The 15,904-nt window shown below is 44.9% G+C and carries 18 protein-coding genes; 12 read left to right on the plus strand and 6 right to left on the minus strand.

The genetic code is table 11. The annotated features are described in order from the left end of the window. Positions 1–167: 167 nt before the first annotated feature. From AC59GT_RS15175 to AC59GT_RS15185, 3 genes are read right to left on the minus strand one after another with little or no spacing between them, the layout of a single operon-like run. A complete protein-coding gene (locus AC59GT_RS15175) occupies positions 168–869 on the minus strand; it encodes a hypothetical protein (RefSeq protein WP_497238416.1) in 702 nt (233 codons plus the stop codon). A gap of 42 nt (positions 870–911) precedes the next feature. Next, positions 912–2,126, minus strand: coding sequence for a terminase large subunit (locus AC59GT_RS15180; RefSeq protein ID WP_497238417.1), 1,215 nt, complete (start codon positions 2,124–2,126; stop codon positions 912–914). Between the two features lie 37 nt (positions 2,127–2,163). Further along, positions 2,164–2,619, minus strand: coding sequence for a hypothetical protein (locus AC59GT_RS15185; RefSeq protein WP_497238418.1), 456 nt, complete (start codon positions 2,617–2,619; stop codon positions 2,164–2,166). A gap of 161 nt (positions 2,620–2,780) precedes the next feature. On the opposite strand from AC59GT_RS15185, the gene AC59GT_RS15190 reads away from it, so the two are divergent. Together AC59GT_RS15190 and AC59GT_RS15195 are read left to right on the plus strand one after the other, a co-directional pair. Continuing rightward, positions 2,781–3,260 (plus strand): Xre family toxin-antitoxin system antitoxin, encoded by a 480-nt coding sequence (locus tag AC59GT_RS15190; RefSeq protein WP_497238419.1) that lies wholly within the window; start codon positions 2,781–2,783, stop codon positions 3,258–3,260. A gap of 43 nt (positions 3,261–3,303) precedes the next feature. Then, the gene (locus AC59GT_RS15195; RefSeq protein ID WP_497238420.1) at positions 3,304–3,813 is read left to right on the plus strand and encodes an RES family NAD+ phosphorylase; all 510 of its coding nucleotides are present in this window, start codon (positions 3,304–3,306) and stop codon (positions 3,811–3,813) included. A 13-nt stretch (positions 3,814–3,826) separates the two neighbouring features. Here AC59GT_RS15195 and AC59GT_RS15200 read toward each other — a convergent pair whose 3' ends face one another. Continuing rightward, positions 3,827–6,217, minus strand: a complete 2,391-nt coding sequence (locus AC59GT_RS15200; RefSeq protein ID WP_497238421.1) for an ABC transporter permease — start codon at positions 6,215–6,217, stop codon at positions 3,827–3,829. A gap of 380 nt (positions 6,218–6,597) precedes the next feature. On the opposite strand from AC59GT_RS15200, the gene AC59GT_RS15205 reads away from it, so the two are divergent. The 6 genes from AC59GT_RS15205 (at position 6,598) to AC59GT_RS15230 (ending at position 12,061) form a co-directional block, all read left to right on the plus strand. Then, positions 6,598–7,182: a hypothetical protein gene (locus AC59GT_RS15205; protein ID WP_497238422.1), complete on the plus strand. Its 585-nt coding sequence runs from the start codon at positions 6,598–6,600 to the stop codon at positions 7,180–7,182. Between the two features lie 119 nt (positions 7,183–7,301). Beyond that, on the plus strand, positions 7,302–9,236 hold the full coding sequence (locus tag AC59GT_RS15210) for a PAS domain-containing sensor histidine kinase (protein WP_497238423.1): 1,935 nt from the start codon (positions 7,302–7,304) through the stop codon (positions 9,234–9,236). 104 nt (positions 9,237–9,340) lie between these two features. Then, positions 9,341–9,619 (plus strand): RNA recognition motif domain-containing protein, encoded by a 279-nt coding sequence (locus AC59GT_RS15215; protein ID WP_117383000.1) that lies wholly within the window; start codon positions 9,341–9,343, stop codon positions 9,617–9,619. A 94-nt stretch (positions 9,620–9,713) separates the two neighbouring features. Beyond that, entirely contained in the window at positions 9,714–10,136 is a 423-nt protein-coding gene (locus tag AC59GT_RS15220; RefSeq protein WP_497238424.1) for a DUF1801 domain-containing protein, read from the plus strand. Between the two features lie 160 nt (positions 10,137–10,296). Continuing rightward, positions 10,297–11,631, plus strand: coding sequence for a sensor histidine kinase (locus tag AC59GT_RS15225; protein ID WP_497238425.1), 1,335 nt, complete (start codon positions 10,297–10,299; stop codon positions 11,629–11,631). A 91-nt stretch (positions 11,632–11,722) separates the two neighbouring features. Beyond that, positions 11,723–12,061, plus strand: coding sequence for a hypothetical protein (locus AC59GT_RS15230; protein ID WP_117382579.1), 339 nt, complete (start codon positions 11,723–11,725; stop codon positions 12,059–12,061). A 224-nt stretch (positions 12,062–12,285) separates the two neighbouring features. On the opposite strand, the gene AC59GT_RS15235 is transcribed toward AC59GT_RS15230, so the two are convergent. Both AC59GT_RS15235 and AC59GT_RS15240 read right to left on the minus strand, forming a co-directional pair. After that, entirely contained in the window at positions 12,286–12,702 is a 417-nt protein-coding gene (locus AC59GT_RS15235) for a hypothetical protein (RefSeq protein ID WP_497238426.1), read from the minus strand. Between the two features lie 22 nt (positions 12,703–12,724). Continuing rightward, positions 12,725–12,919 carry a hypothetical protein gene (locus tag AC59GT_RS15240; protein ID WP_497238427.1) on the minus strand — a complete coding sequence of 65 codons (195 nt, stop codon included), beginning with the start codon at positions 12,917–12,919 and terminating at the stop codon, positions 12,725–12,727. A gap of 166 nt (positions 12,920–13,085) precedes the next feature. Here AC59GT_RS15240 and AC59GT_RS15245 point away from each other — a divergent pair, with 166 nt between their 5' ends. The 4 genes from AC59GT_RS15245 (at position 13,086) to AC59GT_RS15260 (ending at position 15,852) form a co-directional block, all read left to right on the plus strand. Beyond that, a complete protein-coding gene (locus AC59GT_RS15245) occupies positions 13,086–13,778 on the plus strand; it encodes a S24 family peptidase (RefSeq protein ID WP_497238428.1) in 693 nt (230 codons plus the stop codon). A gap of 9 nt (positions 13,779–13,787) precedes the next feature. Beyond that, positions 13,788–14,288 carry a GNAT family N-acetyltransferase gene (locus tag AC59GT_RS15250; protein WP_497238429.1) on the plus strand — a complete coding sequence of 167 codons (501 nt, stop codon included), beginning with the start codon at positions 13,788–13,790 and terminating at the stop codon, positions 14,286–14,288. 279 nt (positions 14,289–14,567) lie between these two features. Further along, positions 14,568–14,708 (plus strand): hypothetical protein, encoded by a 141-nt coding sequence (locus AC59GT_RS15255; RefSeq protein WP_497238430.1) that lies wholly within the window; start codon positions 14,568–14,570, stop codon positions 14,706–14,708. Positions 14,709–14,820: 112 nt separating this feature from the next. Beyond that, positions 14,821–15,852 carry an aldo/keto reductase gene (locus tag AC59GT_RS15260; RefSeq protein WP_497238431.1) on the plus strand — a complete coding sequence of 344 codons (1,032 nt, stop codon included), beginning with the start codon at positions 14,821–14,823 and terminating at the stop codon, positions 15,850–15,852. The last annotated feature ends 52 nt before the right edge of the window (positions 15,853–15,904 follow it).

Below are 15,904 nucleotides of genomic sequence, written 5' to 3' on the forward strand. Positions count from 1 at the left end.
ATCTCCTATTCCCCCTTCAGGGGGCTAGGGGGTTTGAGTTTGGATCTCCATATACCGTTTCTGGTACTCAGCTTCCGTTTTGTTGAGGAGAAGTTTGGTGAGGATGCGTTCGTATGGCATGGCCATTACCAGGCTCCATTTGGTTATGTCGCCGCCGGCAAGGGCGTTTACCGTGTTGATGTACTTAAAACGCTCGAAAGCCCGGATACCAGCACGTTTTTCAGTAGGTGTAGCAGGCGAGGCCAAAAGCCGGTTTTCGATTTCGATAAGTCTGGATAGGAGGTAAAAAAATGCTTCGCGATGGGCAGTGCCTCCGTTACCCAAAGCTTTTTAACAACGTTTAAAAATTCTGCAGCGGCGTACTCATCGTAAGGCAGACCGGTTACGCGCGTAAAGAAGTACTGCGCCAGCAATTTGGCACACGCAAGTAACGACGGCTTAAAGGTTTCCTGCCAGTTGTCCTCGCCATTTTGTTTAATATGGGCGGCAATCTCATCGGCAATAATGTCCCTTGCAGCCATGAAAGCACCGGCTGGCTCCACCGAAAGGTTATTGGTTATCGCTACCTTTACCGGCTTGCCATCTATCATAAAGGTTATTGTGGATGGTACCTTGTCGCTGTTGTACAAGTTCTTTATCTCGTTGGAAAGGGTCAGTACGCCGTCGGCAAACAGGGTAAAGTCATTAGCATCCGCCACGTTTTGCAGGTCGGTTACGGGTACGCCGGATAGTATGCTGATGGCATCCATGTCTGTCAGTTCTTTTGCTTCCTGCAGTTCTATCATCTGCCCTAAGGAGACTTCATTCAGCTGAGTAGGGATGCTGACCTTCAGCCTTCCATCCATGGTTTTAAGTGTTCTTTCTATCATATTGTTATTTGATTTGTGTTGATATTTTGATTGCCCAGGTTTTTACAGGCCGAGCATTTCATCCAGTATGTCCCGTTTGGTTGCTTGCGGAGCAGTTGCCGGCAGCTTACTGGTGGCCGGCTTTATGTTACCCGCTTTTAGCTTGTGAAGAGCTACGTAGCGCAGGGGATCTATCAGGTGGTTGCAGGCATCAATAGGCTGGTTAGTGGTTTTACCGCTGTGGTTTACTTTCCACTTATAACGTTCCAGTTCTTTGCGCAGGTTAGTGCTGTCAGCGGTTACGTTTATGCGGTAGCGTTTAAGTATGTCTATGGAGTTGTTCACGCTATCGGCACCTTTTTTTGCGGCAGTAATAAACCACCCCAGCCGCCTTAGTTCTTCAATAGATTTCGGTTCGGCGCTGTCGGCAATTATCTCTATTTTCTTGCTCATGCCCAGTTGCTGCAGTTTTCGGGAGAGGTCGGTATTGGTGAGGCCAGTCTCGTACAGCAGTTCGCGTACCCATAGTTCGCCGTTTTGCCGGTACACCAGCAGGCAGCCGGTTTCGTCGTTACTAAAGCCAAAATCCAGCCCGGCCGCGAGCAGTGTGGCATTACACGGTATGGCTTCGCAAAGGTGCCAGTTGCTGAACACCAGCCCGGTTATTTTGCCGGTAAGGCCGCGGGCATAAACCCGCCAAAGCTGCTGGTCTTCCTCTTTCAGCCTTTCTATTTTATTACGCTGTGCCTCAGTAATAAACGGGTTGTGCCTGTAGTCTGATATAAACATTTGCACGCCCGGGCGCCCCATCAGTTTCTCATGCGCCCAAAAGCTGGTGTTGGGGTTGTAGTCTATAAACACCCGCTTGCGGGTACGCAGGGCCAGTTCTGTATAGATAAGCCAGCTTATTCCGTTTGCTTCGTTGATAAACAGGTAATCGCGTTTTCCGGACTTCGCATCCTGTGCATTGGCGTAACTCTTGTATTCAATTATGCTGCCGTTATTAAACTCAAACAGGTGATCGCTGCGGTTGTAATTCTTTATTGCAGCCTGCATGGCGGCGGAGGAGTTTTGTATTTCGATAGCATCTCGTATCGCGCCCGATTTAAGGTGCGGCATGTCCTGCCCGGCAATGGTAATTATCAGCTTTTCTGAAGCGGCAAGAGAGAATAGTACCTGTGTTATGGCGTAGGTTTTACCGGAGCTGGTACCGCCCTGGTTAATCACAACATCTGCCGTAGCATAATAGTTGTGTTTAAATAAAAGGCTTGTTTTCATAATGGTTTAGGTTATTTGGTTTGATGTGGGATAGAGGTTACATCGCCACATCCTTCTCAGAGGGTGCTATGGCCGGGCCTGCATCAACAATTTCTATGCGCAGCTTTTTGGTGGCCTGGCTTTGTTTAAGGGCGCTCTTGTCTGTCCACCCCAGCGTTTTCAGAACGAATATTGCACCCGTGGGTGCTTGCTGCAACATGCGTTTTTCATACTCCAGTTCTACACGCAGGCGGGCCCGTCTGAGTAGTTTTTTGTACCGGCCCTTTACCTCGTACTTTTCAAACTCTTCTTTACTGGTAAAGCCCATATACAGGGCCAGTCCGGTTAGCAGGGCAGGTTCGGGCTTACGGTCCCACACTATTATTTCGGCGGGTTGTGCTTTCTTGTTATCGTTTGTTGTTTCGGGTTTTTCTACATGGTACTGGCCCTGTATATAACGGAAGTATTCGTCAATGCGCTCGGCGCACTGCTTTACAGTATAGAAGTATTTCATGATGGACTTTAGTTTATGTAAGAGATGCCGATTGGCATATTTGATATACAAAGATAAAGAATATTCTTTATAATTACTAATATATTTAGGATTATTTTTTCATCGGAGAAAAACTATTAGAAAATAATTTGTTTTTAATTAGAAAATAATTACGTTTGTATATGGAAAAAGTAAAGCATAACACAAAGCAGGCTGTTGTAAAGCAGTATCAGGCAGATATGCCTGTACCTGTTTTAAATGATCTTCTGATGCCATACAATACCTACTTTAAATCGCCAATAGCAAAACTAGGCGTAATAAAGCAGGGGCTGCAGCCCGGTGCCCTTACAGATTTGCTGCAGCTTACCGGTGTTACCCAGATAGATATTGCTAAATGGCTTGATATTACCGAGCCTACCCTGCGCAAGCACATACAGGGCAGCAAGGGTTTAAACCCCGGCCTTAGTGAGCACATCATACAGCTGTTTGAGCTTTTTGATAAAGGCCTCGAAACCTTTGGTTCTTTAGATGAGTTTAAAAGCTGGCTGCGTCACTACAATGCCGGTATTGATGCCGTTCCTTTTGATATGCTTGATACCATTACCGGTATTGGCATTGTTATGAGTGAGCTTATCCGTATAGATTACGGGGTTACGGCGTAAGCAAAGCCCCCTATAAATATCCCCCTGAAGAGGGATGCTTTTTATGCCCTCCTCTTTAAAGGATAGTTGGGAGGGGTTTAACATTTATCAATTGAAGACTTACCGTATAGGACAAACCAAATACGCTTCCGACCGCAATGCTTCGGGCATAGACGGCAGGTGGAACTCGCGGGGTATGTACGTTATCTACTCCGGGGGATCGCTGGCGCTCTCCTGCCTGGAAAAACTGGTACACACATCGGGCACGTCCCTTTACTCGGGCGATTTTTCAGTAACGGTATTTAGCGTACCGGATAAATTACCAATAAAGGAGATCACACTTGCGCAGCTTACCCGTTTAGAGCCCGAGTGGCAGCGCGTTATCAACTATCCTTACACGCAAAGCCTTGGCGACACCTGGCTGCAGGGTATGGAAACGGCTGTTTTAAAGGTGCCATCTGCCATAATTGATATGGAGTACAATTACCTGTTTAACCCGGCACACCCCGATTTTGCCAGGGTGAAAATTGCATCTATCAGCAAGTTCTCTTTTGATGAACGGTTGCGGAGCTAATGGCGTCCCGCTGTTATTCGTCTCTTAAGCTTCTTACCGGGTTAGAAACCGCCGCTCTGATGGCCTGGTAGCTGATGGTAGCCAAGGCAACTAAAACCGCTGCCAGCCCGCCTACTGCAAATATCCACCAGCTGATCTCGATGCGGTAAGCAAAATCGCGGATCCAGCGGCTCATGGCGTAAAAGGCCAGTGGTGATGCTATTACTACGGCAATTATCACCAGGTTAATAAAATCTTTAGCTATCAAAGCTACAATTTGCGCTACGGAAGCGCCCACAACCTTACGTATACCTACTTCTTTAGTACGCTGCTTCACACTGAACAGCGCCAGCCCAAACAGCCCAAAGCAGGCTATGCTGATGGCCAGTAAGGTAAATACCGCAAACACCTGCCCAAACTTGGTCTCGGCTTCGTAAAGCAGGTTAAACCGCTCGTTTAAAAAGGTGTATTCCAATGGGCGCTGCGGCACCTGCTGCTTCCAGAGCTGCTCTATACCGGCAATTGTTTGTTTTAGGTTGGCGGTATTAAGCTCAACCGAGAAGACCCTGAACTTGTTGGGTATAATGCGGATGACCAACGGCTCGATAGGTTTCTGCAGCGACTGGAAGTTGAAGTCTTTGTAAACGCCTATTATCCGTGCATCCTTAGGGTACATGCCTACTTTAACACCAATAGCTTCTTCGGCAGAATTAAAGCCAAGTTTGCGTAAGGTAGTTTGGTTGATGATCATAGATTCAACAGTATCTGCAGCAAAGTTGGGCGACAACGCGCGGCCCGCAACCATTGGTATGTTGTACTGCTGCATAAAATCAAAATCGGTTAAAAAGATGGGCAGTTCGGCATGTACAGTATCGCCCGTGCGTTTAACCACATCCATAGACCATCCGCCCGGATCGGTTACGCCTGGCACGTTAGACGATGCGGTAACATTTTTTACACCGTTTATCTGCTTAAGGCTGGCTTTAATTTGTTGGTAGTGTCGCTGCACTTCGTTGTCGCCCTCAAAGTTAATCACCAGCGTTTGCGATGGCTTAAAACCGAGGTCGTGCTTTTGCATGTATTGCAACTGGGTGTATACTACAATACTGCTTACGATAAGTATGATAGATATAGTGAACTGAAATACAACCAGTCCTTTACGTATAAAAATGCTGCGTGCAGATGAGCGGATGTTGCCCTTAAGCGCAGTAACCGGGTTAAAGGCTGATATAACCAGCGCAGGGTAACTGCCGGACAGCATACCCACCAACAGCAATATGGCCAATAGCCCGCCGATATGTACAGGTGTAAAAACCTCAAAAACGATGTTTTTACCGGCGAAGGTGTTGAATGACGGTACCAGCAACACGGTTAAAACAATCGCTATAAGCAGCGCCACACCCACCATGGTAAATGATTCGATAAAGAACTGCCATATTAATTGTACACGGGTTACGCCATTAACTTTTTTTACACCCACCTCCTTTGCCCGCTCGGCAGAACGCGCGGTAGACAGGTTGATAAAGTTTACGCATGCTATAAGCAATATGAACAGCGCCACAGCGCTAAATATGTATAAACTGGAGAGGTTGCCTGTTTTACCAACCTGCCCTTCGCGGTTGCTGTGCAGGTAAATATCTGTAAGTTTCTCCAGGCTGTAATGGTGTTTAGTGTTTGCTGTATTGGCATTGTGGCGGTTGGCAAAGCTGTCAAACTGATTTTCCAACTGTTTGGCATTGTAGTTCGACGGTAGCACGATGTAAGTCCAAAAATTATTGGAGTACCAGTTGGTGAACATCCAGTCGTACCCGGAGTCCTTTTGTTCAACCGTAGCCATAGACAAAAGCATGTCAAACTGCACGTGCGAATTCTTCGGCATGGGTTTTACAACTCCCGTAACGCGCATTCCTTTTCCATCCACCAAAAGGGTTTTGCCTAAAGCGTTGGCGCTGCCAAAGTATTTTTGTGCAGTTGTTTGGGTAAGTACTATGCTCATGGGCGCTGCAAGGGCGGTGTTTGCATCGCCACTTAGCATAGCTGCATCAAACACCTTAAAAAAGCCTTTATCAGCATAAAACAAAGCACGTTCTTCAAATAACTTATCCCGGTACTTTACAAGGCTTTCAGAACTTATCAGCCTCACCGCTTCTTTAACTTGCGGAAAATCATTTAACAACGCAGGTGCAATTGGGGCAGGGGAGCCCGCTGTATGCTGCATTAACGCGTTTGTTTGCTTGTCATCAACCACGCGGTAAACGTTGGCGGCGTTCCTGTTCTCCTTATCAAAGCTCAACTCGTATTGTATGTAAAGCGCCATCAGCATAAATGCGGTAAGGCTTACTACTAACCCGGCAATGTTTATGGCAGAGAACGTTTTGGTTCGCATCAGGCTTCTGAATGCGAACTTTAAATGGTTGATTATCATGAGATTTAGTGTGAGTTATTGTATGATATTCTAAGTTCGTGCCATTTGGTTAAACAATTGATTTATAATTAGTTATTCATTTTTCGTCGTCGCCTGATGTTCGGTTACGTACACCTGCCGTGCGAGCGTGATACACTGTTTTGAGAATAAAACAGCAAAAAATAGGAGCGCTGATTTATAGGTTGTTAAGCTATTTTTGATTTAGAAGAGGCGAAAGATCTGCCTGGAAAATTATTTCACAAAGCCATACCTGCTCCCCAACCTTTTGTTTGTCTTATTCGTTTACAGATATAGTTAAAAAGTGTTAAAAATTTAACTAAAACCATGAGCCGGGCTTTGACGGGAATAATTTTTCTGTAATTTTATAACATCTATTGCCTATGTACGCTAAACGGTTTACATCTTTTTATTTTGGAGTTGCTCTGTTCCTGATGGCAGCGCTGAGCGCCTGTCAGAAAGATCAGGATGCGAACACTGTAGACCAAAAAATGATGGCCACAGCGGCAGATAGCGCAATTGCTGCGGCACCGGCTACTAACTTTTTAGCAGCAAAAGGAACACTCACTTTTGACCTTGGCGACACTACGTACACTTTTAACGCTGCTGAAGACTCAATAGCTTTTGTGAACCTGAGCGTTGGTGATAACCGGTACTTTGGCATTACAGCTATAAACAAAGCCCATACGATGAGTTTCGCCATAAGCAGCAAAGGTACTGCCGCCGCTGACGTGAAAAAAGGTGTAGAGGGCAGCCAGCTGTTGTTGCGGCCTGATGCCATGCACATTAAGCAATACAGCCTTACCCAATTTACTGCACCCGGTGATGCCGGATTGATAGATGTACAGCAATACCGCCAGGACAGTGTGCTGGCAAAAGGTACCTTTTTTACTTTTTTAGCGCACGACGATAAAGCCGAATCGCCTTTTTACAGGGTGCAGGGCAGCTTTAATCTGAAGCTGAAGTAACGCTTTTCTTAAACCCTCTTTTATTAGATCTTTTACCTGCTATATTTGCTTAACCTATAATTTGAGCTGTTGGTGCTACCCCGTTTGATAATAAACTTTATTGTAAATGGTTTAATAGTATGCCAACATCACCAGCCAGCTTGTTACAGCAGTTTTTTGATAAAGGCCCGCCTATGGTGTTGCTGGAGGCTAATGCGCCGTCGTTTCGCATCGTAGCAGCGAATGCTGCCTTTCTCAGCATTACCTCAACAACATCCGAAGGTGTAGTGGGTAAGGATCTGTGTTCAGCCTTTCCTGAACAACTGGCACCCGGCGGCAGTAAGGAAGGCACTATGCTACTGCGTAACTTTGCTACCGTAACAGAGACCAGAACCGCACAGCAACTAAACGGCCTGCGGTATGACAGGTCGGGCGCCTTAGGCGATAGCGAGGTACATTACTGGCAGATAAACACTTCTCCCATTATAGATGATGATAACAACGTATCGCACCTGTTGTGCGAAGTAACCGACGTTACCGACAGCTGGACACTAGCTGGCGTTGAAAGTTCACGTAAGGCCTTTAGCGAACAATTGCAGCAGCAGTTTATGCAGGCGCCAATCGGCATGATGTTCATTAACAGGGAGAACTACGGTATAGAATACGCCAATGTAGCCATGCGCCGCCTGCTTAACCGCGCACCTACAGAAAAGATCATAGGCGAGCCATTGTTTAGCTTACTGCCCGAACTGAAGCACCAGGGCTATGGTCCATTGTTTGATGAAGTATTTGCTACCGGCCAATCCTATAGTGCTATAGAAGCTCCCCTGGAGTATAAGCGCGGAGATAAAGCAAAAACCTATTATATAGACCTAACGGTTGAACCACTGTACGATGACGCCGGCGAAATAAGAGGTGTGGTGGGCTTCGCGCTGGATGCTACGGATAAGGTAAGGTCCCGCACCAGGCTACAGGCTATTATTGACGAAAAAAAGATAGTAGAAAGCAACCTGCGTGCAAACGAAGAACGGCTGGTTCAAATACTGGAGACCATGGCCGAGGGGGTAAGCATTATTGATACATCAGGCAAGCTGACCTATGCCAATCCAATGGCCCAGCAGATACTGGGCATGCACGAGAACGAGGTACTGAGCCACAGTACAACCCACTCCACTTGGCAGATACTGAAGCCGGATGGTTCGCCGTTGCCGGACGAGGAACACCCTATGGCGGTGATGATGGCTACCGGCAAGCCAGTTTACGACAGGGAGATTGCCGTGCAGCCACCTGATGGTGATCGCTTTTATATTTCCATTAACGCTGCACCTATTCGCGACGATAACAATAATATTGTTCTAGGCATTGGCACGTTTATGGACGTTACCAGCCGACGTAAAATAGCCGAACAGAAAGACGAGTTCATCAGCGTGGCGAGTCATGAATTGAAGACACCGCTTACCTCGTTAAAGCTGTCTATGCAACTGCTTACCAAGGTGCTGGGTACAGATCCGACGTCGCCCCGGATACCGTTGTTCCTGGAGAAAGCTAATGATAATTTGGTCAGACTGGTGCACCTGACGGAAGATCTTATGAATGTATCCAGGATGGATCATGGAGAACTTCCGCTGAAGAAAACATGGTTCAACCTGCTGAAGCTGATTGAGGAAGGTACTGAACACATCAGGAACAACAACTACAACCAGATCATCCTAAACTGTGATCCTAACCTGATGGTTTATGCTGATGAGCACCGGATTGACCAGGTGGTGGTTAACTTCGTAAACAATGCCGTTAAATACGCACCGGATTCAAGGGACATCATCATTAAGGTGATGTGCAACAGTACTGAGGTGCGGGTATCTGTACAGGACTTTGGTATAGGCATCCCACCGGAAAAAATACCCCATTTATTTGAGCGCTACTACCGGGTAGATCAGTCGGCAATGCAGTTTTCCGGCCTGGGATTGGGGCTCTACATCAGCGGCGAAATCATCACCCGGCATGGCGGTAAAATAGGGGTGGAAAGTGAGACGGGAAAAGGCAGCACTTTCTGGTTTACCTTGCCGCTGAGTTGAATATTCAGTTGATTGTCAAAAAGGGTACAACTGACACTTATAAGCCAGCCATGTTCCTGAAAACCCGCCTTTTTTGCCTATCTTTGCAAAAACAAAGGAGATTAATGAAAGTATTTATTGGAGGCCTTCCGCTAGAAGTAAGCGAGGCCGAATTAAATGCGGTTTTTGAAGATTTCGGGCCGGTTAGGTCCCTTAGGATAGTGAAAGACCGCGAAACAAAAGAAAGCAGGGGTTTTGGATTTGTTGAGATGGTAAATGATGATGAAGCTAAAGAAGCTATAAGATGCATGAACGGCCAGAGCTATTACGGTAAACGTATTACTGTAAACGTGGCTGAAGACAAAGGTTTCAACGGCGGCCGTAACGGGTTTAGCCGCAACTAATACAAAATTCTTGATTACTGAAAGCCGGGCACTGCCCGGCTTTTTTTGTTTATAACGAGTTTTGTATATTTGGGAAAGTAGCTCTGCATCAGTTATGTATAAACTTAAAACCCAGCTTACCAACGCCGCTGTAAACGGCTTTTTAGATACCATTGCCGACGATGCTGTGCGGCAGGATTGCCTGGCTATAGCTGAAATGATGCAGGTTGCTACCGGCCAGCCTGCAGCCATGTGGGGAACAACTATTGTTGGTTTTGGTACGTACAAGTATAAATATGCTAGTGGCCATGAGGGCGAGATGTGCCAAGTGGGGTTTTCTCCCCGGAAAGCCAACATATCTTTATATCTGCACCTGGGTTGTATGAATGATAATTTGCTTTTAAACAAGCTTGGTAAATACAAAGCGGGTAAAGGCTGCTTATACATTAAAAAGCTTGCCGATGTTGATGTAGAGGTACTTAAGAATGTTATCGCACTATCAGTAAAACACGTCCGCGAAACTTATGCATTAAGCTAGCTGGTTTGATTATATGGAGTTTATTGTGCGTAATAACTTGTAAATTAGAAACTGGTACAAACGCATAAACTACAGATTTTGCCGGGAGTAATCCTGTGTTTGTGTTAGTTGCTCTTTTTAGTTATTAATTGTAATCTTGTTTTCCCTAAACTAATTTAAATTGGACATCCCCGGAAAAATTTATAAGCTTTGGGTAAGGGCAACCGGTTCCACAGCCGAGTTCCCTCTGGAGGTTAGGATATTTCATTCAGTATCTTTAATTGCTATTGCAGCGCTTGCTTACAACGTTCCTTTTAACTTAATTATAGGCCTGCCCTTAATTGCATTGTTAAGTTTTATAGCGGTGCTTGCATTTACGTGTCTTTACTACATATCGCGGTACAAGGGCTACACTACCTTTGCTACAATTGTTTTTGCAACGCTGGGTAATTTGCTTTTTGCAATAAATTATCTTTACAATTCAGGTACTCAGGGCCCTACCGAGATTTTTATGGGGTTGTGTATTTTGTTGCTGTTGTGCACTCTGCCACAAAAGCAGCATAAGCTTTGGGTTGCAATTAACGCTGCTATTATGCTGGGGTTGCATGTTCTTGAGTACTACCGTCCAAGCCTTGTCCCTTATACGTATGACAGTCGCGAAAGCCGCTTTTTTGACCTTACTTCAGCCTATGTGGTGGTTATTGTAGTGGTTTACTACACAGTTACATACATGCTTAAAAATTACGATCACGAAAAAAGGTCTGCAGCAGACAAGGCAGAAGCAATAGAGCGTAAGAACGCCCAAATAACCCGTCAAAACCAAGAGCTTGAGCGCATAAACCAGGAGCGCAACAAGTTGATGTCGATAATAGCGCATGATCTACGATCTCCGCTTAGCAATATCCAAAATTATCTTGAGCTGATAACAGAATATGGTTTAGACACAGAAGAACGACAAATGGTTGAGGGGGATCTTTTAAAGGTTACCCGCCGCACAGTTGATATGCTTGGTAAGCTGCTGATATGGAGCAAAGGCCAGATGGATGGTGTTAATGTACAGCTGAGCCAGGTTAGCCTTAAAGATGCATTATTTAACACCCTCGAACTGGAGAAATCGATAGCTGCCAAAAAGCAAATAACCCTGACAACCATGGTTGACTGGGAGATTAAACTGGTGGCCGACAGTGACATGTTGCAACTGGTATTACGTAATCTCATCAGCAACGCAATAAAATTTACCAACCCCGGAGGCGAAATACATTTCAAAGCCAGGAAAATAGGAGGCGAATGCTGGCTCATTATTCGTGATAATGGGATAGGCATCAGTAAAGAAAAACAAACAGAACTTTTCTCCCTGCGCAGCGGCAATACAGTTGGTACTGCTAATGAGACCGGGGTAGGGCTGGGTTTATTGCTGTGTAAAGAATTTACCGAACTGCAAGGCGGCCGGATCTGGCTGGAAAGCATTCCGGGTGAGGGTACTGTCTTTTACGTAGCTATGCCGGCTGTCGGTTAAGAAGTAAACTGATGTAAAACGTTTAGTTGAAGCGGTAAACCATAGTTACTTTTCATGCTTAAGTTGTTATTAACTTCTTAATTTTGTCATTATGAAGCCAGGTGATAAAGTGATTTGCATTAATGATAAGATAGATCCTGAAAAAAGCGAGGAGATACGTCGCGATTTTGAGATATGGATCACCAAAGATAAAGAGTACACCGTTCGCGAGGTGCTTGATAACAATGGCATTGTGCCCGGCCTGCTGCTTGAGGAAGTGCATAACTTTCCGAAATTTTTTACACTACTTAACCGTTACCAGGAGCCTGCATTTGCTACCTGGCGTTTCCGTAAACTTAATTACAACACCAAACCGGCCGAAGCCCTTACCGAAGAAGAGGTGCTTGCAGATGTAGATATAAGCGAGCTGGTAAAGGTTGGGGATAAATAGGGGGTAATTACACGGCTATTTACCGTTTAAACACGGTTGTATTAAGCTTTTGCTATCATGAATTTTGTAGCATCAATCTACACCATCATGAAATCGGCAATTGTACTTTTCGCATTGTTTATCTTTCTCTGCATGTTTGCTAATGCGCTTCTAAGCTAAGCAACTTAAGAAAGTGTTTAATAAAATAATGGAACAATGTGATAACAATGCCGTTTGGCATACTATTAGCAAAATTCTTCATGGTTCGCAGTCTCGGTCTCTATTAAGTAGGTGAGGATGCTCTTCAACATTGCCTCCCTCGCCCAGATTTGTTCAACAAGTGTAGCATCATTGCGGTACCATTTAATGGGCGAGTTAATCTCAATACGCGCTTTATAAACGTATTGCTTGCAAGGGTGCAGCCTGGTGCCTTCGTAGCTGTTGAAGTTTTCGTTCTTAATTAGTTTTGCAAAGTCCCTAATAGGTATGTCTACCTGCAGGCATTCGTCAATGGTGTTCTTGTAATCCTGCTTGTCCTCCAGCCATAAGGTTAGCGTGGTATCGCTTAGATCGTGTTCTGCAATACAAATGCGGCTGTAATCATAATTAACGGAGATGATGAGCCACCAAAGTTCGGTTTTTAGTTTTTGAGAGAGTTTCATGTTATAGCGGTATGGTTTGTTGTTAAATACTTTTTAAAGTCGGATGGTAGTTAAAGACAGGCTGCCAGCCGGGCAGATAGCGCTGTATGGCAGTAATATCTTTACTGTGTTTTTCACACGCCAGCTTGTAAGCATCAATGCGTAACTGAAGTTCGGTTTGTTGATCGTTCCCCTGAGTGGCATTATCGGGGCGTAACGCGTTGTAAACAATATGCATCTTGATTTTTTAAGTGTTATGGTTTGCTTGTATTTAATCTGTAATAATTTAAAGAAAAACTATTCGGTAATAGATAATTTAGCTACCTTTAAGAATTATTGACAATGTAAATATAAAGAATATTCTTTATTTAAAATAAAGAATTTGTTAAAATTATTTTTTCGCCATGGATGACATATTAAAGCCGAATAAAGTAAAGACAGTAAGGCCTGAGACACTCGAATTTATAATTTTATATAACCAGCTTCGAGGGCGCGCTTTTGCAAATAATCTTGAATTGGCGGAAGCGCTGGGCTTTAACAATGCCAGCAGTATCACTGAGATAATAAAGAGCAGGCAAAATATAGATCCTGAAAAATTAAAGATATTTAAAGAAAAATACAGAGAACATCTTTCGGGTAAGAAAAATACAGATAGGCAAGTGAGTTTGAGAAATGAGGAGGGTATACCTATGTATGAAATAACCGCAACAGCTTCGGGTGTAGAAGTTTATAATGATATAAATGACTCTCGCCCGGTGGGTCGTATGAACTTCCCGGGAATTGAAGAATGTGATTTTGCATTACCGGTATGGGGACACTCTATGTACCCGTATCTTGAAAATGGATGCTGGGTAGCGCTTAAGGTAATCAGCGATAAAAAGATTTTACCTGGTGAAGTGTACTATATAGAGTGGGGCGACTACCGGATGTATAAGCGCCTGCTATTAAGCGATGATCCGGAAGAAGTGATAGCGCACTCAGACAATACTACAGAAATGATAGGTAGCCGTTTGAAATATGCTCCGTTCCCCATACGAATTGACGAGATAAAAAAGCTTTGCCTGGTTAAAGATATTCACAAAAAGCATAATCATTAATAAGCTGCTATGGATATTCGTCTTGCCACATCTATGGACATTCCAGCTATCATGTCCATCATAAAAGCAGTAGTACCCATAATGCAGGCTGCCGGTAATTACCAATGGGATGATGCGTATCCTAACCCCGAAGTGTTTGAGGAAGACATTCGCCTTAGTCAACTTTGGGTTGCAATTTTAGACAACAGTGTTGCTGGCGTTTCTGCAATAACTACAGATCAGGATGAGGAATACACGCAGGTAGGTTGGGACATTAACGAGAATGCAATAGTAACTCATAGGCTGGCGGTTAACCCGGCATACAACGGGAAGGGCATAGCCGCAGCATTACTGATGAAAGCCGAAGAGGAAGCCTTGCGCAGGGGTATTAAATTGCTAAGGGTAGACACCAATTCTAACAACCAGGCAACTCAAAAGCTGTTCCCCAAGGTGGGTTACGAGTTCGCAGGCGAAATAGGGCTTAATTTCAGGCCCGGGCTCAGTTTTTATTGTTACCAAAAGGCGCTGTAATAGCAACTGTTAAGTCAAATCTAAGTTCAGGTTATTGCCTGATTATGTAGTCTTTGTTACTAAAAAGAAAGAATTGTAATGGAATTTTAATCTTTTTTGTTGGCATTCTCAATAGTTGTATTTGTTATTGAAGTTCATTATTATTGGTTAACTTTTCAACCTGAGTTGTAACACGTAATACCTAGCCTATCCTTTAATATAAAAGCCATGCCAGCCTCATCACCCTCTGCTCAAACTAACTCAGCGCCAGTACATTCTTTAACGCATAACATAATTGTGATGTTAATAATTGCTGTGATGCTGATGATGATCATCGTGCAGCTAAATGTATCGCAGGAAACCGGCACACGCCGCAGCCTAATAGCATTAGCCAAATGGCTGCGCACCGGCTTGCGAAAACTCTTCGGCCGTAAACCGTAACGCTTCCCTTTTTTCAGCTGAATATCCTTTTGTAATTACGTTTTTCTGTATGCGGAAACAATCTGCGTCATTTGAAGTAATAGATGGAGGCACTTATAAATTATAAGATATTATGGAATACAGACAATTAGGTGGTTCGGGACTTAACGTGCCCGTTTTAAGCTTTGGTACCGCCACGTTCGGTGGTAAAGGCAATTTTTTTAAAGCCTGGGGAACCACGCAACTGGATGAAGCAAAACAGCTGGTAAAGCTTTGCATGGATGCCGGCGTAAACTTTTTTGATACTGCCAACATATACTCAGGCGGTGTGTCTGAAGAGATACTGGGCAAAGCCCTTGAAGGTATTCGCGACGAGGTCTTGATCTCTACTAAAGCTACGTTCCGGATGGGAGACGGTGCTAATGATTACGGCTCGTCCCGCTTTCATCTCCTCAGATCAGCAGATGAAAGCCTTCGCCGGCTACAGACAGATCATATAGATGTTTACCATTTGCATGGCTTTGATGGCAATACACCTGTAGAAGAAACCTTGCGCGCCCTTGATGATCTTATTACGAGCGGTAAGGTGCGTTACATTGCCTGCTCTAACTTTTCGGGTTGGCACCTCATGAAGTCGCTGTCTATATCTGAGCGGTACGGCTGGGCTAAATACATTGCCCACCAGGCTTATTACTCGCTACTGGACAGGGAGTTTGAATGGGAGCTGATGCCGTTGGGGATTGATCAGAACGTTAGCACTATTGTTTGGAGCCCACTGTCTTCCGGCCGGTTGAGCGGCAAGTTCAGGAGGGGAGTAGAAGTGCCTGCAGATAACCGCATAGCGCAGGGCGGCAGCCACGGCCCGGCAACCAACTTCGAACGTTTATACAATATAGTAGATGTGCTGGACGAAGTAGCTGCTGAGACCGAAAAATCGGTAGCGCAGGTAGCATTAAACTGGTTGTTGCAGCGCCCAACTGTAGCCAACCTGGTAATAGGTGCCCGTAACGAAGAACAACTGAAACAAAACCTTGCCGCGGTAGGATGGAACCTGACCACAGAACAGGTTAAGAGACTTGATGCAGCCAGCGAAGTAGATCCGATATACCCATACTGGCACCAGCGACAGGATACGCAGCTTAACCCGCTGCCAAAGTTTTATTAAACGAAAATTCGTTTATTTAACAAAGCCGGAATGTCGTGAGCATTCCGGCTTT

The sequence above is a fragment of the Mucilaginibacter sp. 320_HR genome (genome assembly GCF_059691875.1).